Raw genomic sequence first — 22,457 nt, 5'->3', positions numbered from 1 at the left:
GTAAAAAACTTTTGGAAACAGGATTGAAATTTAAGGACCTTTTTAGTTCTATGTTTGACATGGGGCCTGGTGATCCAGATGATTTCGAGGAGGATGACTTGTAATCTGTTAACCGCAGAGGAAGTTTCCTTAATTACAATTATGTCACATTGAGCGAAGTCGAAATGTCCAATTTAATGGTGCAAATGGACTTAGACTTCGCTCAGTCTGACAAACTTTTCAAGTTTGAGATATTCTGTTTTATTCCGAATACTTTTTATCAAAAACTTTTAATCTATCACTTCTGCGCTCTCTGCGCCTCTGCGGTAAATTACTTCAAATGAACCAAAATCAAAGCGACCAAAGCAGGAAATGCCTGAATCCAAAAGATTTTTTTACTTGCGCTTAAACCTCCAAAAATTCCAGCAGTGAGAACGCAACCTAAGAAGAAAATTGCTACATAATTAGCCCAAGCAAAATCAGTGATAAGCAGCGACCAAATGAGTCCTCCCGCCAAGAAAAAGTTATAAAGTCCTTGATTCGCTGCCATCACTTTGGTATGTGGGAAAACGTCTTTTGGGATTTGCTTGAAAGTTTTTCGTCCTATTGTATCCCAGGCAAACGATTCAAAATAGAAGAAATACAAGTGTAATGCAGCGATCAATCCGATCAAAATATCTGATGCAAGTGCCATAATGTAGATTTTGAAATCAAATTACAGTTTTGATCTCAAAATCTGAATTAATTAACAAATCATATTTCATCAAGCACAGATGCTCCTTTGGAGAAATCACCTGAAGTCCACTGCCATGTTTCGTGGAGGCGTATTTTTCCGTTTTCCTGTACTTCCGGCACAGACTTGCAGATTCCTGTCATAAGTTCTCCAGAAGTATTTACTTGATGGTATCGCATTTCGATTTCTCCGGATTCATTCACTATTCCTATCAGATGGCCTTTGATGATTTTCCCACCAGTATATTCACAGGTTAGGATATTTTCTTTTTGCTTGTAATGGAATAATGTTTCTGAGGATGTTTCCCCATTTTCTGAATTTATAATGGGGCTAAAAATTTTGTTGTTGTAATTCATTTTAAAATTCTTCTATGCCATACGTTATACCTCATAGTCTTTAGGATCCCATCCAACAGTTTCATCTTCTAAATAATGAGGGTAAATTTTCCGATGTGCTTTTTTTACTTCAGCAATCAAAGATTCACGAAACTCTTCCACATGTAATCCAGAGTTAGCTGCCATAAAAACCGGTTTGATTCCTGTTTTTTTCTCATAAGCATCTGACAAAGAAGGAAAATCCAAATAGTTGGCTTCTTCTAGTTCAAGTTCTGTCATGTTCATGATGCCTTCTTCATCTGGCATGGTTTCCACCAAATCAATCTTATTGAAAACCAATAAAATAGGTTTGTCTCCTGCCTTAATTTCTCGAAGTGTCTGATCTACCACAGCGATGTGGTCTTCAAAGTTGGGATGAGAAATATCCACCACATGAACCAATAAATCTGCTTCGCGAATCTCTTCCAAAGTGGATTTGAATGATTCAATTAAGTGAGTAGGAAGCTTTCGGATAAACCCAACCGTATCAGAAAGTAGAAATGGAACATTCTCTAATACTACTTTTCTCACAGTCGAATCAACCGTCGCAAAAAGCTTATTTTCTGCCAGGATATCTGTTTTAGTGATCAGGTTCATCAAGGTACTTTTCCCCACGTTGGTATACCCTACTAAGGCGACACGAACGATTCCTGTTCTCCCTTTTCTTTGAGTAACTCCCTGTTTCTCAATGTCACGAAGTTTTGCTTTGAGTAAAGTAATTTTACCTCGAATATCTCTTTTATCGGTTTCTATTTCTTTTTCACCAGAACCACCACGGGTAGTTGTACCACCTCGCTGACGCTCCAAGTGAGTCCACATATTGGTCAATCTTGGTAATAAATATTGGAATCGCGCCAATTCTACCTGAGTTTTTGCTTGGGCAGTTTGTGCTCTGTTTAGGAAAATATCAAGAATAAGAAGTGATCGATCATATATTTTGACCTTCAACTCATTTTCAAGGTTTCGCATTTGAGATGGAGAAAGATCATCATCAAAGATGACCATATCTACTTCGAAATGCTCCACATAAGATTTGATTTCTTCCAGCTTCCCTGAACCGATAAAAGTTTTGATATCGGGTTTTTCCATTTTCTGGGTAAACCTATACACTGTTTTGGCTCCCAGTGTTTCTGTTAAAAAAGCGAGCTCATCTAAATGCTCTTCTGTTTCTCTTTCAGATTGCCCTTGACGAATGACACTTACCAGAACGGCCGTATCAACTTTAGGAGCTGTATCGTGTAATTTTTGAAGTTTTCTTGAAAATTTACCCATGAATTCAATTATCTGATAATAAAAGGGAGGTGAATGGCATTTAGTTTCATTTTTTTAAACTCTTTGAGAAATAGAGAATTTTCAGCCTTTCACTAACTTTATCCGTAAAGTTCGGGATATTTCCTCAGAATTGATTAGGATACTCCACATTGCGGTAGTTATTTTACCTTTTTATTGCCCAAATAGTTTATTACCAATGGTCGAAATCAAAAAGACGCTTTTATCTGGAGTTTTAGAGATATTTCCTAAAGTGTTTGAAGATGAAAGAGGATATTTCTTTGAGTCTTTTAGGCTAGATTGGTTAGAAAAAGAAGGAATAAACGAAACCTGGGTTCAGGATAATCAGTCTTATTCTCAGAAAGGAACTGTCAGAGGTTTGCATTTTCAGCGAGAGCCTCATGCACAAGCAAAGCTCGTACGGGTGATAAAAGGTAAGGTACTAGATGTGGTAGTAGATTTAAGAAAAGGATCGAATACTTTTGGATCACATTATTCCACAATTTTGGATTCCGAACAACATAATTTACTATATATCCCTACTGGATTTGCGCATGGTTTCTCGGTGATTGAGGATGCAATTTTTGTATATAAATGTTCCAACTATTATAACAAGAATAGTGAAGGAGGAATCATTTGGAATGACAAAAATCTTCAGATCGATTGGATGGTGAAAAATCCGATTATCTCTGGGAAAGATAAAAATTGGCAAAACTTAGAAGAATTTAAAGCAACTAGTGAAGGAGGATTATAAATGGGGTTTTTAGATTTATTTAAAAGGAAGGAAGTAGTATTCGAGGAATTGAATCTAAACTGGATGCAAGTAGACATGCATTCACATTTGATCCCAGGGATAGATGACGGTTCTAAAACGATGGAAGAGTCTTTGGAACTGATAAAGCGCTTATCAGGCTATGGACTGAGAAAGCTTATTACGACACCTCATGTTATGTCAGAATATTATCGAAATACTCCAGAGATAATAAATATGGGGTTATCAGACCTTCGAAAGGCCGTAGAACGTGAAGGGATAGAAATTGAAATTGAAGCAGCGGCAGAATATTATCTGGATGAAATATTTCTGGAAAAAATTAAATCAGGAGAAGAGCTTTTATCATTTGGACCAAAGCATGTTTTGGTGGAGACAGGCTTTATTAATAAACCTCAGATGCTTTTGGAGACGTTTTTTCAACTTGAGATGGCGGGATATAAACCTATCTTTGCCCACCCAGAGAGGTATCAATACCTGATTGCAGATAAAAAATTATTAGAAGATTTAATAGATAGGCAAGTTTGTTTTCAGATGAATTTGTTGTCTTTAACAGGCTTTTATTCGAAGCAGGTAAAAGATTTTGCAGAAATGCTTTTGGAAAGGAATGTTGTTAAATTTTTTGGGACAGATTGCCATAATCCTAGATATTTGGACATGCTAGAGACTTTAACCAGATCCAAGTCTTATGCAAAAATCAAAGAGATGGATATTCTAAACACTAGCCTTTAACTTTATAGGAGTGAAGATTTTTATCACTGGAATCACCGGACTTTTAGGGAGCTATGTTGCAAAGGAATTTGCTTCTCTAGGAGAAATACATGGTTTTAAGCGTTCCAGTTCTTCTACTAGGCTACTTCAAGGAGTTGATTTCCCAATCCAATGGCATGAAGGTTCAATGTCTGATATAGGTTCTATCGATCAGGCGCTAGAAGGAATGGATTTGGTAATTCATTGCGCGGGAAAGGTTTCTTATCTCAAGAAAGATGAAGAGGAGCTTTTTGAAGTAAATGTTAAGGGTACAGCCAACCTAATTAATGCAATGCTATATTCTGGGGTCAAAAAATTGATTCATGTAAGTTCAGTTTCGGCATTAGGAAGGAACCCAGAAGTTACTATAATGGATGAAAAACATAAATGGGTTGATTCACCTTTCAATACCAAATATGGAACATCCAAATATTGGGGAGAACTTGAAGCATGGAGAGGTGAACAGGAAGGTCTAGACTTGATTGTAGTAAATCCGTCTATTCTTCTTGGGAAAATTAAAGATGATAGAAGTAGTACTTCTATTTATTCTTATGTTTTAAAAAACTCGAGTTATTACCCAAAAGGAAGTATTAATTTTTTGGATGTGAGAGATGCGGCTAAAATAATCAAAGAGCTTTTTACAAATAATTGTTGGGGAAATAGATTTATACTAAACAAACAAAGTATGAAGTATAAGGAATTCTTTGAAAAAATGGCTGTTGCTTTTGGCAAAAAAGCACCCAATAAGCCCGTAACAGATTTTCTTTTAAAATTTGGATTGTTTTTTGTCAGTCTAGGTAGAATTATGGGTTTGTCTAAAAACCCTTTGAATAAACAAACAGCAATGTTAACTCAGCAGGATATTAGATTTGACAATAAGAAAATTAATGATGTTTTAAAATTTGAGTATACACCGCTTGAAAACACCTTTTTATGGGCTAAATAAACTTATTTTTTTCACCTATCGTTTGCAACTCATAATCCATAAAATCAATTCTAATTTAAATCTTGATTTTAAAAGGAAAAATTAACAATTCGGGATTTTGAGAGACCAATTTATTTGGTATCTTAAATAAACTTAACACATCCTAATGACTGGAGATCACGATCACGATTGGGAAAATGACAAAAAACTGGTAGAACGGTTTGAAAATTCCCTGAAATCCAATTTGGATTTGTACTTTGAAGAAGAGGAACTTGAAGATATCATTCGTTTTTACTTTGATCAGCAAAAGTTTCTTAAAGCTCTGAGAGCAAGCGAATTTTCGCTTGAAAAATTCCCTTATTCTGTAGAAATCAAATTGCTAAAAGCTCAATGTCTGATTTTCAATGATGAATTGGAAGAAGGGCTTAGCATATTGGAAAACATCAATAATATTTCTCCAAATAATGAAGACATTCTTCTTGCTTTAGCGAATGCGCATATTTTAGCTGGAAGCCCTCAAATAGGCATTGAACTTTTGGAGAATTTTATTCCGTTAGCGGAGGATAAAGCGGAGGTATTTTACTCCTTAGGAAATCTTTATCGGGCGACTAGTGATAATGTCAAAGCATCTCATTATTTCAAGGAAGCTGTCAAACAACGAATCAATCATGAAGATGCTCTTTTTCAGTTGGCAATGATTACTGAGGAAGAGGGTTCATTTGATGAAATACTTCAATTTTATCAGGAATTTATTGATCAAGACCCATACAGCGCTGGTGCTTGGTATAATTTGGGAGTGGTTTACAATAGATTGGGTAGGTTTGAAGAAGCTATAAAAGCTTACGATTATGCGATTATTATTGATGATTCATTTGCATCTGCATATTTCAATTTAGGCAATGCCCTTATGAATACAGAGCAATATGAGCTTGCTTTGGAAGCTTATCAGAATACCATTAATTGTGAAGGGGCCAATGCAGAAAATTGCTGCTACATGGGTGCAGCCTATGAAAAGCTGGGTAATATTGAAGATTCTTTTAAATATTTTAAAAAAGCAGCAAAACTTGACGAGGAATACGATGATGCCTGGTTTGGATTGGGCATGTGTATGTTAAAAAAAGAGAAATTTTTTGAGGCAATCCATTATTTTAAAAAAGCATTAAACTTAAATAAAGACAGTCCAAATTATTGGGTTGGGCTTGCAGATGCCGAGTTTAATTTGGGAAATTTGCAAGCGAGTTCTGAAGCTTATGAGGAAGCTATCAACTTGGAACCCGGTATTTTAGAGACATATATCAACTTATCTGTAATTTATTTTGACCAAAATAGATTTGAAGAAGCTATTGACGTTATCCGAGAAGGTATTGAGGAATTACCGGAGGAATCTGAGCTTTATTATAGAATGGTAGTTTTTCAAATCAAAATGGCTAATTACAAAGAAGCGTTTTCATTTTTGGAAAATGCATTAACTTTGAGCTATGATAAGCATGTGGTCTTGTACGAATTGATGCCTGAGCTTAAAAAGCAAAAAGCAATGTCCAAGATTATCGCCCAGTATCGGGAACAAAATCCCGGGACTTAACAATATTAATACCTAGCCAATGAATTATGAGCTGAAGAACATTCCTGTACGTACTGAAAAGCCACGTACCACGGGATTTACTATGGCCATGGACAAAGGTCTGAGCCTAAGAGCAACAGAAGATTTTGTCGATAGCTGTTCCGATTTTGTTGATATCGTCAAATTAGGGTGGGCAACCTCCTATGTGACAAAAAATCTTACAGAGAAAATTGCCATTTACAGAGAAGCGGGGATTCCAGTCTATTTGGGAGGAACTTTATTTGAAGCTTTTATTGTAAGAGATCAATTTGAAGATTATCGGAGAGTATTAGATAAGTATGGATTAGAATACTGTGAAGTTTCTGATGGCTCTATTTCTTTAAATCATGATCGGAAGTGTGAATATATTTCTACACTTGCCAAAGATGTGACAGTTTTATCCGAAGTTGGATCTAAGGATGCTGCAAAAATTATTCCTCCTTATAAGTGGATAGAGCAAATGCAAACTGAATTGGATGCTGGAGCCTGGAAGGTTATAGGAGAGGCAAGAGAAGGTGGAAACGTAGGATTATTTAGAGATTCCGGGGAAGTAAGACAAGGGTTGGTCGAAGAAATCCTGACCCAAATCCCCGAAGAAAGAATCATTTGGGAAGCTCCGTTAAAAGCTCAGCAGGTTTGGTTTATAAAGCTTATCGGAACAAACGTTAATCTTGGAAATATTAGCCCGTCAGAAATTATACCTCTTGAAACTATTCGCTTAGGCTTAAGAGGAGACACTTTTGACCACTTTTTGGGAGAAATAAAATTATAACAGTATCAAAAACTTGAAAGGCTGATCGATAATTTATTCGATCAGCCTTTATTTTTGCATATGGATCTAATAAAAAAATATTTCCTGAATTATCTAAAGGGAATGGCTATGGGTGCCGCAGATATTGTACCGGGAGTTTCCGGTGGATCGATTGCTTTGATTACCGGGATTTATGGCAAATTGCTCGATAGTATAAATTCCTTTAATGCTAAGAATTTAAAATTGCTTTTATCTTTTCATTTTAAGCCATTCTATAAATCTGTCAATGGGACTTTTTTGTTGAGCTTATTATTTGGAATACTTACGAGCATTTTCACACTTTCTAAATTAATTACCTATTTGATGGAGGAACATCCTGTTCCTCTTTGGTCATTTTTTTGCGGATTGATTTTGGTGAGTGCATTTGTGATATTAAAAGGAATAACTCGTTGGCATTTAGGGGTTGTGTTCGCCTTGATTGTTGGTACGATTTCAGCCTATTTTATTACTGAATTACCACCTGTCAGCTCTCCCGAAGCAATTTGGTTTACTTTTCTTTCGGGGGCAATAGCTATTTGCGCCATGATTTTACCAGGAATTAGCGGAAGCTTTCTGCTCTTGATTTTGGGTAAGTATGAAACTATTTTAAATGCAGTTTCAGAAAGGGATTTTATGACCTTAGGGGTTTTTGCAGGAGGATGTATTGTAGGAATTTTGTCTTTTAGCCGAGTTATATCTTGGCTTTTGAAAAAGTATTATTCAGTGACGATTGGTTTACTTTCTGGGTTTATGTTAGGTTCAATGAATAAACTTTGGCCTTGGAAGCTGGTAACAGCCTATAGAACTTCATCGAGTGGGGAGGAAAAACCATTTTTGACTGAAAATCTTTGGCCTGGAGAATATCTATCTCAAGTAGGACAAGACCCTAAACTCGGATTGGCAATCGCAGCGTTTCTTTTTGGAATTTTACTAGTTGTAGGAATCGAACGTTTGGCAGCAATTTTAAATAAGCCATGAGAAAGTTCGGATTAATTGGTTTTCCTTTAGGACATTCTTTTTCTAAGAAATATTTCACTGCAAAATTTGAAAGAGAAAATATCCAAGGTTGCCGGTTTGATTTGTATGAAATACCTAAGATTGGCGATTTTGAGGATGTATTAAAAGAAAACCCTGAATTAGAAGGAATCGCAGTAACAATTCCTTACAAGCAGCAAGTGATTCCATTTTTGGATACCCTGGATTCGGCATGTAAGGTGATTGGAGCTGTAAACTGTATTAAAATCAAGAATCAAAAGCTTACGGGTTATAATACCGATTATATTGGTTTTAAGCATTCACTTGAAATTTGGATCGGAAATCATAAACCCAAAGCCTTGGTTTTGGGGACTGGAGGAGCTTCCAAAGCTGTAATGCAAGCCTTAAAAGATTTGGGGATCCAGTATCTTTCTGTTTCTAGGTCGCCTTCAGGAAATCAAATATCCTATCAGGACCTCAAAGAAAATCCTTCTATTTTAAAGCAACATCATTTGATCATAAATAGCACACCTCTAGGGACTTACCCCAAAGTGGAGGGAATGCCGGATATTCCAATCGATCAATTAACCTCTAAGCATTTAATTTATGATTTGGTTTATAATCCTTCCGAGACAACTTTGATGAAGGCCTGCATTAATGCCGGAGGAAAATCAAAAAATGGACAGGATATGCTAGAACTGCAAGCAGAAGCTGCTTGGAAAATATGGAATGAATAAATTTGTGCTATGAATAAAGCAATTCTTTTAATTCAATGTCCTGATCAAAAGGGGATAGTGGCAGAGGTCTCAAGGTTTTTGTATTCATACAATGGAAACATTCTTGAGATTGATCAGCATGTTGATGAAGAATTAAGTTTATTTTTTATGCGAGCTGCTTGGGAGTTGGATTCATTTTCAATCCAGAAAGACGAAATCGCATCAAAGTTTAAGAAAGAAGTGGCCTTAAATTTTCAAATGGATTTTAAGCTTCATTTTAATCTGCCAAAGCCTAAGATGGCTATTTTTGTTAGTAAACTTTCTCATTGCCTTTTTGATATTTTAGGAAGACATCATGCAGGCCAATTGGAAGTTGATATTCCACTTGTTATTTCTAATCATCAGGATTTAAAATCTGTTGTGGAGGCTTTTGGGATACCATTTTATCATGTTCCGGTTACAGCTTCTACAAAAGTTCAAGCAGAGAAAAAACAACTGGATTTGTTGAGTAGCCATCAAGTAGATTTTGTGGTTTTGGCTAGATATATGCAGATTATCTCAGGTGATTTTATTGCAAATTTCCCTAATCGGATCATTAATATTCACCATTCATTTTTGCCAGCATTTGTGGGTGCAAAGCCATATCATGCGGCCTACGAAAGAGGTGTAAAAATTATCGGAGCAACGGCGCACTATGTTACTGAAGAACTTGATGCGGGACCAATTATCGAGCAGGAAGTGGCAAGAGTAAGACATCATAATACCATTTCTGATTTAGTGCAGATTGGACAGGATGTTGAAAAAGTAACTCTTTCAAAAGCCATAAAGTACCATTTGGACAGAAAAGTTCTGGCTTTTAAAAATAAGACAATAATTTTCTATTAGGGGATCACTTTTCTTGGGATATCCTTTGGCAGTCGGGTCAATAGTTCATAATTCACCTGCTGAGTCGATTCCGAAAATGAAGCAACAGTGATTTCTTTGCTCCCCTGTTTTCCAATTAAAACTACTTCATCTCCTACCTCAATGTTTTTCAATTTGGTGATGTTTAAAGCAATTGCATTCATAGTCACAGTTCCGATTACTTGACAATATTGCCCACCGATCAATACTTGACCCTGATTACTCAATAAACGGCTATATCCATGACCATATCCCACGGGGACTATTGCGAGCCTCATATTATGAAGCGCCATAAAGCTATTTCCATATCCTACAAATTCACCCATTTTCACAGGTTTGATGCTCATCACCGTACTTTTCCAAGAGATCAATCGCTTCAGGGGGTTTTTATTTGCTTTTGGTAATGAGTTGAGTTTTGCATAAAAAGTTTCTTTTGTAGGCCAAAAGCCGTATCCGGCGATTCCAATTCTGACCATATCCATAATCGTCTCAGGAAAAACAAGGGTTGCTGCCGAGCAAGCAGTATGGTATTTTTTAAACAAAACATCTTTTTGTGTGAAATATTCTCTGAATTTCAGATATACCTCTATTTGGTTTTTTACCCTTACAAAATTACTGATGCTCTCTGCACCTGCATAGTGGGTACAAAGGCCCTCAAGTGAAATATGGGCAGAATCAGAAAGTAATGTCTTAGCTAGTTTTTCTCTTGCGCTCCATTCAAAGCCTGTTCGGTGAAATCCTGTTTCCAGTTCTATATGGATTTTTGCTGGGATTCCCAGGCTTTTAGAAATGTTAGTAGCAAGTTCTAATCTTTGGAAATCATATACGTAAAAGCTAATTCCTGCTTTTATTAAATCACCCATCTCCTCAGGATACAGCATTCCCAGGATCATAATTTCAGATTTTTTCTTGGAGTATTTTAAAACCTCCCAAGCCTCGTCTGAGCTAAAAGTGCTGAAATGTCGAATACCGGCTTTTTCAGCAACTTCAACCATTTGTTGTATTCCATGTCCGTAGGCATTTCCTTTTACAACAGCTGATATAACAGTCTTTGGGCCTATTTCGGATCGGATATAGCGAATATTTTGGCGGTAAGCTTTCGCGCTAATTTCCAAAAAGGAGGTAGCGATCATTGAATTGTTGTTATTGAAATGAAAAAGTAAGACATGCTGCCACTTTATCCCAATTCTCAATTAAATTTATTCCTAAACTTTAAAAAATTTTAAGATGAGTGATCAAAAATCCCGCTGTCACTGGTGTTTAGGCTTTCCAGAATATGTCAAATATCATGATGAAGAATGGGGAAAACCAGTCTGGGATGATCAAACTCATTTTGAATTTTTGGTTTTGGAAAGTGCACAAGCGGGTTTGAGCTGGGCTACTATTCTAAAAAAGAGGAATGGCTACAGGGATGCTTTTGCAGATTTTGACTATAAACAAATAGCTGAATTTCCCGAAGGATATGTTCAGGAGCTTTTGCAAAACCCCGGAATCATCCGAAATGAACTGAAGATTCGCGCAGCAATTAATAATGCCAAACGGTTTATGGAAATTCAAAATGAATTCGGAAGTTTCACAAAATATATCTGGGGATTTGTGGGAGGTAAACCTATTCAGAATTCATTGAAACATGGAGATCCTGCCCCCGCCACCACTCCCGAGTCTGATGCTTTGGCAAAGGATCTCAAAAAGCGGGGGTTTAAATTTTTAGGAAGCACTACGGTTTATGCACATATGCAAGCCACAGGACTTGTAAATGACCATTTGGTGGAGTGTTTCCGATATGAGGAAGTTAAGGAACCTTAACCTACGAAAGCGAAGAAAACTAACCAGACTAAAATCAGAATCGGAAGTAAAACGGGCAATGAGAATCGAATGATGTAGCCAAAGAAGGAAGGCATTTTGATTCCACTCTGTTCTGCAATCGATTTTACCATAAAGTTTGGTCCATTTCCGATATAAGTCATAGCTCCAAAAAATACAGAAGCAACAGCAATCGCCATTAACTCAAAGGCTGAATCATGGAATCCATTTGCAGCAAACATTCTAACCTGTTCAATATTATTGATATCCGCACCTTTGGATGCCATAGCAGCAGCCAGGAAGTTTAGATAAGTTGGAGCATTGTCAAGAAATCCTGAAAGCGTACCAGTACCCCAATAAAGCGTGTTGTGGGAAATTAAAGATGCTCCTTCGGGAGATTTTGCAAAGTTTCCTACCAATTCCAACGCAGGCATCATGGTCCCGAAAATTCCTATGAAAATAAATGCTACCTCACGGATTGGTTCGAAATTAAACTCATTGCCTTGAATGGCTCTTTTATCAGCAAACCTAAAGGAAAGAAATGCTACCGTAAGCATAATGACTTCTCTTAAATAAGAAAATTTCTGACCATCATAAACGATTGCAGGAACTCCATCAATGACATTGGGATCTAAGAAAACGGAACAGATTATAATAAACAACCATCCGAAATTCTTCATTCCAATTAATGAAAACTTATTGCTATAGGTGATTTCCTCAGGTTCAATATCTTCATCAGCCGCTTTTCCTAATTTTTTGTCGATGAAGTAAAACGCTGTTGCTAATAATAGTAAAGCAAAAACCCAAGCAGGCCAGTTATGCTCTAAGGTCCAGAAAAATGGAATACCTTTTAAGAAACCCAAGAACAAAGGAGGGTCACCAATTGGAGTTAGAGATCCCCCCACATTACTTACCATGAAAATAAAGAAGATAATGTGGTATGCTTGAATATTTCCTTTGTTCAGTCTGATAAAAGGTCTGATCAATAACATGGAAGCTCCGGTAGTTCCAATTAAATTTGAAATTAAAGCTCCGATTAAAAGCAGGGAAACATTTGCAAGAGGGGTGGCTTTCTTGTCTATTTCTATCAAAATCCCACCTGATGCAATGTAGAGTGACGCCAAAAGCGCAATAAACTGAATGTACTCAGCCATAGCATGTACTGGAGCATGCACATTTTGGAGTACAAAAAGGTAATAGAATACTACTAAAATAGCGAGCCCTATGGCGATTTTGGGATAGTTCTTATGCCAAAAGTGTTCGTAAAACAAAGGGCCAGTTGCAATCATTAAAAGTAATACCACAAAAGGTATTACTAACCAAGTGGGTGCTACATGGTGCTCTGAATCACTATGATCCGCTTCTTCATTGTGTGCTGCTTCAATATGCTCTGAATCAGTCTGATCAGCCTGTGCCAAGAATGTTTCTTTGGTTTCTCCTTCTTGGGCATAGCTTAGCTGAGGTTGTAAACCACCAAGAAAGAGAATTCCGAAAAGTAGAGAGAAACTTAAAATAATATTCTTCATTAGGCAAATTGGGGTCTTCTGGGCAATCTTCTCGGTTAAATTAAATAAATTTTCCTGCGGTTGTCTCTTGACTTGGCTTTCGCTAAACTACTGATTTTGGATGAAACACACCAATACAGAAATAAACGCTAGCAAGAATAATTGAAAATTAACTTTTGCTAGCGTTACTTACTATAAAATTTTATACGAGTTGAGCTAGAGCTATTTTAAAGGAGTTTTGAGCAATATTCGTTTTTTCAGGATTTTCTACAAATGTTTTTTTCAAGGCTTTTTCAATAGTTTTACTAACATCATTAAATATAGCTTTATCAGTTACTTCAGCTTTTTTACTCATTAAGTAAGCAAATACTCTAGCCATTCCACAATTTGCAATAAAATCTGGCAAAATTGAGACTCTTCTGTCAGCCCAAAGTCCAATTGGTCCGAAGAAAATCTCTGAATCTGCAAATGGAACGTTGGCACCACATGAAATTACTTCTAATCCAGCATTAACCATGCGTTCCACCTGAGATTGGGTTATTAATCTCGAAGCAGCGGCCGGGATGAATATCTCACTTTCAAGATCCCAGATTTTTTCATTGATTTCTTCGAATGGGATCATATTCTGAGCCACAAGTTTATTCCCATTTCTATCTATAAACAATTGTCTAACCTCATCCAAGCTAAACCCCTCTTCTCGGATTATACCACCATCTCGATCAATAATACCCACTACTTTCACTCCCTCAACAGCCAAGAAACAAGCTGCCGCTGCACCTACATTACCCCAGCCCTGGATCACTGCTCGTTTTCCTTTAATCTCTCCTCCCCAAATTTTATAATAATGCCTAACAGCCTCAGCTACTCCATAGCCAGTAATCATATCTGAAACGGTATATTTTTTAGGACCATTGGGGGTGAAATGTGGATCCTCTAATACTTTTGAAACTCCTTGCCTCAATTGCCCAAGTTTTTTGATTTTTTCAGGCTCAGTGGCTTGAAAGTGGCCATTTACTATTCCCTCTTGTGGATGCCAAAGACCATATGCCTCTGTAATGGGAATAACTTCATGAATCTCATCCACATTCATGTCTCCCCCAGTTCCGTAATAATTTTTCAACAATGGCATTACTGCCTTATACCAGCGTTGCAAGACTTCATTTTTTCGAGGATCATTTGGATCAAAATTTATCCCAGATTTTGCACCTCCAATAGCAGGACCAGAAACTGTAAATTTCACTTCCATGGTCTTCGCCAAAGATTCAACCTCCCTTTTATCCAATCCTTTGCGCATTCGGGTACCTCCTCCAGCAGCCCCTCCCCTCAAAGAGTTGATGACCACCCAACCCTCGGCCTCAGACTCATTGTCACTCCACTCGAAAACAATTTCTGCCTTTTTATTCTCGAATTTTTTTAATAATTCCTGCATTACATTATGGGTTTATATTTCGCCCAAAATTATGAAAAAATCACACCCAAAATAATTTTGTTTTTTGGATGGTTAGCCAAATATTGTTCCCCCCGAAGAATCAATTTTAGCATGGGTAACTGATGCCAGACAATTGTTTTCACCCCGTAATCTCAAAACTCCCAAAAAGCCAAAAATTAAGGCTTCCTTGAACTCTATCAATTCATTAGAAGCTTCAAATTTCTTCCATTTTGATTGGAGGTAGAAGTCTAATCGTTCCAAAAAATAGAGATGATAAGCACCCCCTCCTGTGATTAATACTTTAGGAATTTCTTTTTGGGCAAAAGACTGGATGATCGATGCAATTTGAAAAGCATAATGCTCTGTTAGAGTCGCTAATTTATCTTTGTTGGGAATGGAGCTTTTCTGGATAATTGGTGCAAATACTTCCTCCATATCTTCTCTGCCTAAGGACTTCGCTCCTTTAATTTGATAAAATGGAATATGATTTAAATTTTCAAGTAGCTCCTGATTTATATTTCCTTCTCTGGCCCATTTACCATCTTCATCGTAGGGCATCCCGAGTTTTTCTGCGATTGGATTCAATAGCAAATTGAAAGGAGAACAGTCGAAGGCAATTCTTTCACCTTGCGATTGCATGCTGATATTAGCAATGCCGCCAAGATTGATACAAAAATCCATTTCAGGAAATAATAATTGATCTCCAATTGGCACTAAAGGGGCTCCCTGTCCTCCCAATTGCACATCAAGCATCCGAAAATCATTGATAACTTTCAGTCCAGAAAATTGGTGTAAAGCCCAGCCATTTCCGATTTGAAGAGTAAGACCCTTTTGGGGTTGATGAAATACGGTATGGCCATGGGAACAGACTACTTGAGGGGAGATTTCTTGTTCCTGACAAAACTTTTTCACTTTCTCTCCCATCCATTTTCCAAAATTCACATCAAGAAGTTGAAGTTCGAGAGAGTTTAATAAATGAGCATTCTTAAGTTGCTCTCCAAGACCAGAAGGAAAAGGGATTGTAATCGTCTCAAGTAGTTCAAAATGCCATTTTTCGGTTTTTTCAAAATGGCAATACGCCAAATCCAAACCGTCACCTGATGTTCCAGACATCAGTCCGATTACATGATAGTTTGAAGTTCCCATGGGTTAAAGTATGTTAAGTATTGAAGTTTCTAAAGATAATTTAAGACTGTAGAAAAGTCCTCCTTTTTTTAAATGCCTAATTTGCGGTCTATCTATTATTGAATGGACAATCTAATCATTGATATTGGCAATTCCAGAATCAAGTCGGCCTTGTTTAGAGGAGATGAATTGGTTAATGAATCTGTGTTCGCTGATCTTCCGTCCGCCTTGTTGGCTTGGAAAAAGCTTTCTTTTCAGAATTGTCTGGTAAGTTCAGTAAAATGGACAGAGAAAGATCTCAAAATCCAGCTTCCATTTGACTTTATTTTTCTTAAAAAAGACCTAAATTTTCCTATTGGGAATGGCTATGGAAGTCCTGCGACTTTAGGGCTTGATCGATTGGCAGCAGCTGTTGGAGGATGGGATTTGGCAGGAAAAGGGCCAGTACTCGTTATTGATTTGGGGAGTTGTATGACATTTGATCTCGTAGATGAAAATAATATTTATAGGGGAGGAGCGATAAGTCCTGGCTTATTTATGAGAGCAAAAGCTATGAATAGTTTAACAGCCAGACTTCCCTTGGTAGAACTCCATGAAAAGCCCATTGAATTTATAGGAACTGACACTATCACCTGTATGCAAATTGGGATTTGGTATGGGATGGAACTGGAAATTCTCGGCCAAATCCAGAAATATGAGCAAAAATTCCCCCAAATAAAGGTCTTTGTTTGTGGTGGAGACGCTCAATCTTTTGAATCATTAGCAAAAGACCACATATTTGTAGTCCAAAATTTAGTCCTACATGGATTGAATTGTATTCTAAACCACAATGTTGAGTAAATTAAAACTGCAATTGCTGGGTGTAGCAAGCATCCTTTTCATATTTTCAGAAGCTAAAGCACAGTCTTCAGCTTCTACTTATAGTGCATTGGGCATCGGGGAATTTAATTATTCTGGGCTTACCCAAAATCAAGCAATGGGAGGACTTGGAATTAGTTATGGCACAGGTTGGAATGTCAACGTGGTCAATCCAGCTCTTTCCACCTACAATACAATTTTTAATTTTCAGGCTGCTCTGAATTATAAAAGTATCAAAGCCAATAACGGTTCTGAAACTTCTGATGTAGATGGCGGTGGTTTGTCTTATGTGGCTTTGTCTCTTCCTTGGAAGTCAGGAAAAGTGACTATGGGATTGGGTTTGAATCAAATTACGAGTGTGAATTACAGACTCCAGATTGAAAGCCAGGTTAATAATGCTGAATTGAGAGCCAATAATTTTATCCAAGGAGATGGAGGAATATCTGAGGCCTATTTAAATATGGGAGTTAAAGTAACTAAAAATCTTAGTTTGGGATTACAAGGCTCCTATCTATTTGGGTCTACTATTCGAAACAATGTTCTTACGTTATTGAATGATAATAATAACCAAGTTGGTAATACAACTCAATATTATGAAAGATTAACAGTCAGTGATATTGGCTTTAAAGCGGGGGCACATTATTTAGTTAAGCTTTCTGAAAAGAATAATTTGCATTTAGGTGCCATTTATCAGAATCTTGGGGACGTTAGTGGAAAAGCCTTTGCCAAATTGGCTGCTTTGGGCCAAGCTAGCGATCCGGATTCAGACGGTGATTTGATTGCAAATGATGAAAAAGGCAGTATATACATTCCAAATCGCATTGGTTTTGGGGTTACATTTGAAAAAATGAATAAATTTGCCCTTGGAATAGAGGGTCAATATCAGGATTTTAATAAGTTCAAATCGTTCTTTGGAGAGAGTTTGGCATTGAAAGAAGCTATCAAATTTGGATTGGGTTTCCAGATTGTGCCAGATTATTTAGCTATTGATAGTTATTTAAAGCGAACTACTTATCGCTTTGGACTGGAATATCAACAGACTCCTTACTATCTGAACCAAACAAATATCAATGATATTGGCATTAACTTTGGAGCTTCTTTCCCAGTGAATCAATTATCATTGGTGAATCTTGCAATGAAAGTGGGACAAAGAGGTACCACGGATAATGGACTGATTCAAGAAAGATATGTGAACTTCACTTTTGGATTTTCACTGAATGATAACAGTTGGTTTTATAAACGAGTATTTGAATAAAGCATAAATAACCATGAAAATTAAATCAACCCTATTAGGTCTAGCCGCCGTTTTGATGGCTGGCGTGGTTCAAGCGCAAGATGGATGGAATTGGCCATCTGATCCTGCACAAGAAGCCAAAGCGAGAGAATTGAACGCAGCTTATACTGACTACATGAAGTCAGATCAGTTTGTGGAAGCTACTAAGCCATTAAACTGGCTTCTTGTGAATGTTCCTGAATTGAATGAATCAATTTATATCAACGGAACAACAATTTACAATGCAGCTGCTGGCGCAATAAGTGACGAGGCAAAGAAGAAAGTTTATCAAGATTCCGTGATCGCTCTTTATGAAAAAAGAGGTCAGATATATGACAATGAATCTAAATGGATAGAAAATAAAGCCTATTACGGGTACCAATATTATAAGAGCGATAAGGATAAGTTAAAGAACGCAATTGCTGATTTCGAAAAAGCAATGGAATTGAATGGTACTATCAATTACCAGTTAACAGCTGCGTATTTTGATTTGGTATATAGAAACTATGCCTACAATAAAGCCTATACTCCTGAGCAGATTCTAGATATTCATGATAAAGTTCAGGCGATGCTTACTCAAGCTGAGGCAGAAGGTAAAGATGTTACTAGCCAAAGAGGTACTTTAGAGCAATTGCTTGTTGCGATGGAATTAATCGATTGTGATTTCATCGAAAACACCATGGGACCTAAGCTTGCAGCGGATCCAACCAATGAGAAGCTTGCTGATCAGATCTTCAATTATTCTGTGCAGTATAAGTGTTTCTCTTCAGACGCTTTCTTGAGAGCTTTGGAGATCAAGGATAACAATAATCCAACTTTTGCAACTTCTCAAGTAAGAGCTATGAGATATTTGCAGGAGAAAGATTACGATAAAGCTGAACCTGTATTGGAGAAAGCTATTACACTTGCTGAAAACGATGCTCAAAAAGCAGAAGTTAAGTTTGAATTAGCTAGGATTTATGGTGCTAGAGGGCAAAAGTCTGCTGCTAGAACTGCTGCAAAAGAAGCAGCTACATTAGACGAGGAAAAATCAAAAGATGCGTGGAAATTAATAGGTGATCTGTATATGGGTTCTGCCAATGATTGTAGAGGAGGAGTAAGCCGTGCAAAAGATTACTCCATCTATATCGCAGCTTATAATGCTTATCAAAGAGCAGGTGATTCTGGAGGCATGTCAAGTGCAAGACAAAGATTCCCTTCTAAGGAAGAATTATTTACTGAAAGTTTACAAGTAGGAGAAACTATCAATACAGGTTGCTGGATTGGTGAAACTGTTACTTTAGCGACAAGAGATTAATTAGATTTAATTATATGGAAGGGCAGCTAAGTGGCTGCCCTTTTTTTGTTTGCTGCTATTCATTTAATTTTCAATTATCTTTACTTCGTGAAAAATAGCTTACTTTTTACAATTGGATTTTTTTGTTTGCTTTCCTTTAGTTCTTGCAGGGAAGATATGGATGCATCGGCTTTACAGGTTTATGATGGCCCTATAAATACTGCTATTAATATAAATTTGGTACAGAGTGACTCAGCGATCGTGAGGTCTCAGATCAAAGCCGCAAAACAACTTGAATATGAAAATGGGAATTTAGAATTTCCAGAAGGAATAGATATTCAATTTTTTGACGAGGAAGGAAATGTTACCACCACGATGAAGGCCAATAAAGGATATTATCTAAGAGAGGAGAATCTTTATAAAGGTGTGGGGGATGTACAAGTAGAAAATATGGTGAAAGATCAGTCTCTAAAAGCAGAGGAGATGTTTTGGAATCCTAATAAGAAGCAGATATACACAGAAAAATTTGTTACTGTTCGTGATGGACAAACCCTTTTTAACGGAACTGGAATGGAAGCTGATGAAAGTTTTACCAATTATACATTGAAAAACATAAGAGATAGTAGGACCTTACTTCCCGGAGAAGGAATGTAAATTCATCATATATTTGATTCATAGAAAATAAATAAATTGAAATTACCTGACGTCCTAATATTATCACTTGCATTGGCTTTAGTGATTATCGGCATACATCTCAGCCTTACACAAGGAGTGGAAGTTTCCTATCCTGTTTTTATGTTTGCGGTGGCCTTATTATTTTGGTTTCAATATAGAAGGACAAACAAACCCAAAGAAACCCCTAACCCAAAGCAAAAAACTAAAAAGAGGAAAAAGCATTAAGAATGGATATCTCTTATCTTATTTATGTCATCATTACATTGCTTTTTTCCGCATTTTTTTCGGGAATGGAGATAGCTTTCATTTCTTCCAATAAGCTTCAGATTGAACTTCAAAGAAAACAAGGATCTTTAGTAGGCCGGGTATTGAGCACTTTTGTGAATAATCCTGGGCAATTTATCGGGACGACTTTGATGGGGAATACGGTTTCATTAGTACTCTACGGCATTTTTATGGCTTTTCTTCTCGAGGATCCTATAAAGATGATACTTCCGGAAAGCCTAACCAATGAGGCATTTATATTAGTACTGCAGACAGTATTTTCCACTATAATCGTTCTTGTTACCGCAGAATTCATCCCAAAAAGTCTATTTATGCTGAACCCGAATAGCATGTTGACTTTTTTTGCAGTGCCCTTTTTAGGGATTTATTTTCTGATGTATCCGATTGTATGGGCTGTAGTTGGACTTTCCAGATTCTTTATCACCAAGATCTTGAGATTGGAGTATAGCGAAGACAAACCAGTTTTCACCGTCACTGATTTAAATAGTTTTATTCAAAACCATTTGACGCAGGAGAAAGAGGAGGGGAAGGCTGATATAGATACCAAGATTTTTGATAATGCTGTCGAGTTTAAAACTGTTAGGGTCCGGGAATGTATGGTTCCACGTACGGATATTGTTTCCGTAGAAATTGAGGATTCAATTGAAGATTTAAAGGAGGTTTTTGCAGAGAGTGGCCATTCAAAAGTCATTGTATATCGCGAGACAATAGATGATGTTATAGGATATTGTCATCAATTAGAGCTTTTTAAAAAACCCAAGACCATTGAAGAAATCCTGACTCCAATAATCATTGCACCGGAATCTGCTTTGGCAAATGAGCTTTTGATTGAATTTATTCAAGAGAGAAAAAGCTTGGCTTTGGTAGTGGATGAGTTTGGTGGAACCAGTGGAATTGTCTCCATGGAAGACATCATAGAAGAGATTTTTGGAGAGATCGAAGACGAATATGATAGTGATGATTTGATCGAACAAAAGACAGGAGATTATGAATATTTGTTAAGTGCGCGTCACGAGATAGATTATTTAAATGATAAATATGGATGGGAATTACCTTACGGAGATTTTGAAACGCTCTCAGGTTTAATCCTGTCTTTGACGGAAAACCTGCCCAAGAAGGGCGAATCGGTCGTTTTTGGCCCATATACCTTTACAATTATGACCAAACAAGACCATAGAATTGACTCAGTTAAACTCAAAATCAATAGCTCGGGGATTTTTTAGTTAAAGGTTTGATTCAGAATATATTTTGAATTTCGACCCTAATGCTATTATTTTGCGACACTTCTAAAAAAGCGTAGAAATACTAATGGCGTTAATTAAACAAATAAGACAGAGAACGGGTCTCGCAATCGGTGTAATTGCCGGCGGGTTGATTTTATTCCTATTGGGGGGAGATTTGCTAAGTCCAAATTCTACCTTGCTCAATTCAAATCAAAATATTGTGGGTGAGATCGCAGGTGAAGAAATCACCTATGAGGAATACATCGCGAGCGTTGAGGAGTTTAGAGCTGCTTTCCAGCAAAGAACTGGCAGAGCACCTTCAGAACCAGAAATGTTTTCTGTAAGAGAACAGGCATGGCAGGCCCTCATTGTGGAGAAAGTATTCAAAGAAGAATATGATAAACTGGGATTGACTATTTCTGATGCAGAATTAGTTGATATGGTACAGGGAAAGAATATTGTTGCAGAATTGCGTCAGCAATTAGTAAACCCTCAAACTGGTGAATTCGACAAATCTCAGTTGGTTTCTTTCCTTCAATCATTGGAAATAGCTGATCCCACACAGCAGGCTTTCTGGGCTCAGCAAGAACAACTGTTTGCTGAATCTAGATTGAGAATCAAATATGATAATATGCTTAATTTCTCGGAATATATTACTTCTGTAGAAGCGAAGCATGAGTATAAAGCAGCAAATACCACTGCTGATGTTTCTCATCTGTTTATTCCTTACTATGCAATTGCAGACTCTGCAGTTTCAGTGAGTGAAAGTGAAATGAGAGATTACTTAAGTAAGAACCAAAGTAAATTCAGAACTGGTACAAGTGCCAATCTGGAATATGTAAGCTTCAGTATTTTGCCAAGCCAACAAGACTCAGCTGATGTTATTTCTGAAATTCAGGTATTAACTGAAGAATTGAAAAATGCTGACAATGACTCAACTTATGTTGCCAGAAACTCTGAATCACAATTCCCATTCTTCACCTATGCCCCTGGAACAGAACTTCCAGTTGGCTTGACTTCCAATGTTGATGAAATTGAAGAAGGTGCTACTTATGGACCATTTGTGACGGCAAACTCAACGTATGTAACCTATAAGGTGACGGATAAATATGAAGGAGCTGGTAGAATGAGAGCTTCTCATATTTTGTTTAGCACGGAGGGAATGGATGATGCAAATAAGGCTGCTGTAAAGGCTCAGGCTGAGCAAGTATTGTCCGATCTT

At 37.1% G+C, this 22,457-nt stretch carries 22 protein-coding genes; 15 read left to right on the top strand and 7 right to left on the bottom strand.

The genetic code is table 11. The annotated features are described in order from the left end of the window. Nucleotides 1-310: 310 nt before the first annotated feature. From Q0L68_RS04965 to hflX, 3 genes are read right to left on the bottom strand one after another with little or no spacing between them, the layout of a single operon-like run. A complete protein-coding gene (locus Q0L68_RS04965; protein ID WP_296700204.1) occupies nucleotides 311-673 on the bottom strand; it encodes a DUF1304 domain-containing protein in 363 nt (120 codons plus the stop codon). Between the two features lie 59 nt (nucleotides 674-732). Then, complete coding sequence (locus Q0L68_RS04960) at nucleotides 733-1,068, bottom strand: n-acetylglutamate synthase (RefSeq protein ID WP_296700202.1); 336 nt, start codon at nucleotides 1,066-1,068, stop codon at nucleotides 733-735. A gap of 24 nt (nucleotides 1,069-1,092) precedes the next feature. Then, nucleotides 1,093-2,358, bottom strand: a complete 1,266-nt coding sequence (gene hflX, locus Q0L68_RS04955; protein ID WP_296700199.1) for a GTPase HflX — start codon at nucleotides 2,356-2,358, stop codon at nucleotides 1,093-1,095. A 196-nt stretch (nucleotides 2,359-2,554) separates the two neighbouring features. Between hflX and rfbC the strand changes: the two genes are divergently transcribed. The 8 genes from rfbC (at nucleotide 2,555) to purU (ending at nucleotide 9,765) form a co-directional block, all read left to right on the top strand. Next, nucleotides 2,555-3,109 carry a dTDP-4-dehydrorhamnose 3,5-epimerase gene (gene rfbC, locus Q0L68_RS04950; RefSeq protein ID WP_296700196.1) on the top strand — a complete coding sequence of 185 codons (555 nt, stop codon included), beginning with the start codon at nucleotides 2,555-2,557 and terminating at the stop codon, nucleotides 3,107-3,109. Beyond that, complete coding sequence (locus Q0L68_RS04945; RefSeq protein WP_296700194.1) at nucleotides 3,110-3,856, top strand: CpsB/CapC family capsule biosynthesis tyrosine phosphatase; 747 nt, start codon at nucleotides 3,110-3,112, stop codon at nucleotides 3,854-3,856. 10 nt (nucleotides 3,857-3,866) lie between these two features. Further along, entirely contained in the window at nucleotides 3,867-4,820 is a 954-nt protein-coding gene (locus tag Q0L68_RS04940; RefSeq protein ID WP_296700191.1) for an NAD-dependent epimerase/dehydratase family protein, read from the top strand. A 145-nt stretch (nucleotides 4,821-4,965) separates the two neighbouring features. Next, complete coding sequence (locus tag Q0L68_RS04935; protein ID WP_296700188.1) at nucleotides 4,966-6,381, top strand: tetratricopeptide repeat protein; 1,416 nt, start codon at nucleotides 4,966-4,968, stop codon at nucleotides 6,379-6,381. Nucleotides 6,382-6,400: 19 nt separating this feature from the next. Further along, nucleotides 6,401-7,171, top strand: coding sequence for a phosphosulfolactate synthase (locus Q0L68_RS04930; protein WP_296700185.1), 771 nt, complete (start codon nucleotides 6,401-6,403; stop codon nucleotides 7,169-7,171). 60 nt (nucleotides 7,172-7,231) lie between these two features. Next, complete coding sequence (locus Q0L68_RS04925; RefSeq protein WP_296700182.1) at nucleotides 7,232-8,167, top strand: DUF368 domain-containing protein; 936 nt, start codon at nucleotides 7,232-7,234, stop codon at nucleotides 8,165-8,167. Further along, nucleotides 8,164-8,901, top strand: coding sequence for a shikimate dehydrogenase (locus Q0L68_RS04920; protein ID WP_296700179.1), 738 nt, complete (start codon nucleotides 8,164-8,166; stop codon nucleotides 8,899-8,901). Before Q0L68_RS04925 ends, Q0L68_RS04920 begins: the two co-directional genes overlap by 4 nt. 9 nt (nucleotides 8,902-8,910) lie before the next feature. After that, entirely contained in the window at nucleotides 8,911-9,765 is an 855-nt protein-coding gene (gene purU, locus Q0L68_RS04915; RefSeq protein ID WP_296700175.1) for a formyltetrahydrofolate deformylase, read from the top strand. Here the strand turns inward: purU and alr are convergent. Continuing rightward, entirely contained in the window at nucleotides 9,762-10,916 is a 1,155-nt protein-coding gene (gene alr / locus Q0L68_RS04910) for an alanine racemase (RefSeq protein WP_296700170.1), read from the bottom strand. The two genes, purU and alr, sit on opposite strands and share 4 nt — an antisense overlap. 94 nt (nucleotides 10,917-11,010) lie before the next feature. Between alr and Q0L68_RS04905 the strand changes: the two genes are divergently transcribed. Beyond that, entirely contained in the window at nucleotides 11,011-11,589 is a 579-nt protein-coding gene (locus Q0L68_RS04905) for a DNA-3-methyladenine glycosylase I (protein WP_296700167.1), read from the top strand. Here Q0L68_RS04905 and Q0L68_RS04900 read toward each other — a convergent pair. The 3 genes from Q0L68_RS04900 to Q0L68_RS04890 all read right to left on the bottom strand — a co-directional run bounded on the left by Q0L68_RS04900 (nucleotide 11,586) and on the right by Q0L68_RS04890 (nucleotide 15,666). Beyond that, nucleotides 11,586-13,112, bottom strand: coding sequence for a sodium:proton antiporter (locus Q0L68_RS04900; RefSeq protein ID WP_296700164.1), 1,527 nt, complete (start codon nucleotides 13,110-13,112; stop codon nucleotides 11,586-11,588). The genes Q0L68_RS04905 and Q0L68_RS04900 overlap by 4 nt on opposite strands. Nucleotides 13,113-13,293: 181 nt before the next feature. After that, nucleotides 13,294-14,520 (bottom strand): Glu/Leu/Phe/Val dehydrogenase dimerization domain-containing protein, encoded by a 1,227-nt coding sequence (locus Q0L68_RS04895; RefSeq protein WP_296700161.1) that lies wholly within the window; start codon nucleotides 14,518-14,520, stop codon nucleotides 13,294-13,296. Nucleotides 14,521-14,592: 72 nt separating this feature from the next. Then, nucleotides 14,593-15,666, bottom strand: a complete 1,074-nt coding sequence (locus tag Q0L68_RS04890) for an anhydro-N-acetylmuramic acid kinase (protein ID WP_296700159.1) — start codon at nucleotides 15,664-15,666, stop codon at nucleotides 14,593-14,595. A 102-nt stretch (nucleotides 15,667-15,768) separates the two neighbouring features. On the opposite strand from Q0L68_RS04890, the gene Q0L68_RS04885 reads away from it, so the two are divergent. From Q0L68_RS04885 to Q0L68_RS04855, 6 genes are all read left to right on the top strand, one after another. Beyond that, nucleotides 15,769-16,485, top strand: a complete 717-nt coding sequence (locus Q0L68_RS04885; protein WP_296700156.1) for a type III pantothenate kinase — start codon at nucleotides 15,769-15,771, stop codon at nucleotides 16,483-16,485. Then, nucleotides 16,475-17,758: a hypothetical protein gene (locus Q0L68_RS04880; protein ID WP_296700152.1), complete on the top strand. Its 1,284-nt coding sequence runs from the start codon at nucleotides 16,475-16,477 to the stop codon at nucleotides 17,756-17,758. The genes Q0L68_RS04885 and Q0L68_RS04880 overlap by 11 nt, the downstream gene beginning before the upstream one ends. A gap of 13 nt (nucleotides 17,759-17,771) precedes the next feature. Then, the gene (locus tag Q0L68_RS04875; RefSeq protein WP_296700149.1) at nucleotides 17,772-19,073 is read left to right on the top strand and encodes a hypothetical protein; all 1,302 of its coding nucleotides are present in this window, start codon (nucleotides 17,772-17,774) and stop codon (nucleotides 19,071-19,073) included. Between the two features lie 87 nt (nucleotides 19,074-19,160). Then, nucleotides 19,161-19,706 (top strand): LPS export ABC transporter periplasmic protein LptC, encoded by a 546-nt coding sequence (lptC, locus tag Q0L68_RS04870; RefSeq protein WP_296700145.1) that lies wholly within the window; start codon nucleotides 19,161-19,163, stop codon nucleotides 19,704-19,706. A gap of 248 nt (nucleotides 19,707-19,954) precedes the next feature. Further along, entirely contained in the window at nucleotides 19,955-21,235 is a 1,281-nt protein-coding gene (locus Q0L68_RS04860) for a hemolysin family protein (RefSeq protein ID WP_296700137.1), read from the top strand. A gap of 85 nt (nucleotides 21,236-21,320) precedes the next feature. After that, on the top strand, nucleotides 21,321-22,457 hold a 1,137-nt coding region (locus Q0L68_RS04855), incomplete at its 3' end, for a SurA N-terminal domain-containing protein (protein WP_296700134.1).

Source organism: Algoriphagus sp. (genome assembly GCF_024642405.1).
Classification (GTDB): Bacteria; Bacteroidota; Bacteroidia; order Cytophagales; family Cyclobacteriaceae; genus Algoriphagus.
This window is presented reverse-complemented; position numbering and strand designations above follow the sequence as displayed.

Bases quoted from the DNA above. Each gene is read 5' to 3' on its own strand.
- Q0L68_RS04965 (WP_296700204.1), bottom strand. From the start codon at position 673: ATGGCACTTGCATCAGATATTTTGATCGGATTGATCGCTGCATTACAC.
- Q0L68_RS04905 (WP_296700167.1), top strand. From the start codon at position 11,011: ATGAGTGATCAAAAATCCCGCTGTCACTGGTGTTTAGGCTTTCCAGAA.
- Q0L68_RS04935 (WP_296700188.1), top strand. From the start codon at position 4,966: ATGACTGGAGATCACGATCACGATTGGGAAAATGACAAAAAACTGGTA.
- Q0L68_RS04900 (WP_296700164.1), bottom strand. From the start codon at position 13,112: ATGAAGAATATTATTTTAAGTTTCTCTCTACTTTTCGGAATTCTCTTT.
- rfbC (WP_296700196.1), top strand. From the start codon at position 2,555: ATGGTCGAAATCAAAAAGACGCTTTTATCTGGAGTTTTAGAGATATTT.
- Q0L68_RS04875 (WP_296700149.1), top strand. From the start codon at position 17,772: ATGAAAATTAAATCAACCCTATTAGGTCTAGCCGCCGTTTTGATGGCT.
- hflX (WP_296700199.1), bottom strand. From the start codon at position 2,358: ATGGGTAAATTTTCAAGAAAACTTCAAAAATTACACGATACAGCTCCT.
- Q0L68_RS04885 (WP_296700156.1), top strand. From the start codon at position 15,769: ATGGACAATCTAATCATTGATATTGGCAATTCCAGAATCAAGTCGGCC.
- alr (WP_296700170.1), bottom strand. From the start codon at position 10,916: ATGATCGCTACCTCCTTTTTGGAAATTAGCGCGAAAGCTTACCGCCAA.
- purU (WP_296700175.1), top strand. From the start codon at position 8,911: ATGAATAAAGCAATTCTTTTAATTCAATGTCCTGATCAAAAGGGGATA.
- Q0L68_RS04890 (WP_296700159.1), bottom strand. From the start codon at position 15,666: ATGGGAACTTCAAACTATCATGTAATCGGACTGATGTCTGGAACATCA.
- Q0L68_RS04930 (WP_296700185.1), top strand. From the start codon at position 6,401: ATGAATTATGAGCTGAAGAACATTCCTGTACGTACTGAAAAGCCACGT.
- Q0L68_RS04860 (WP_296700137.1), top strand. From the start codon at position 19,955: ATGGATATCTCTTATCTTATTTATGTCATCATTACATTGCTTTTTTCC.
- Q0L68_RS04895 (WP_296700161.1), bottom strand. From the start codon at position 14,520: ATGCAGGAATTATTAAAAAAATTCGAGAATAAAAAGGCAGAAATTGTT.
- Q0L68_RS04880 (WP_296700152.1), top strand. From the start codon at position 16,475: ATGTTGAGTAAATTAAAACTGCAATTGCTGGGTGTAGCAAGCATCCTT.
- Q0L68_RS04945 (WP_296700194.1), top strand. From the start codon at position 3,110: ATGGGGTTTTTAGATTTATTTAAAAGGAAGGAAGTAGTATTCGAGGAA.
- Q0L68_RS04925 (WP_296700182.1), top strand. From the start codon at position 7,232: ATGGATCTAATAAAAAAATATTTCCTGAATTATCTAAAGGGAATGGCT.
- Q0L68_RS04920 (WP_296700179.1), top strand. From the start codon at position 8,164: ATGAGAAAGTTCGGATTAATTGGTTTTCCTTTAGGACATTCTTTTTCT.
- Q0L68_RS04960 (WP_296700202.1), bottom strand. From the start codon at position 1,068: ATGAATTACAACAACAAAATTTTTAGCCCCATTATAAATTCAGAAAAT.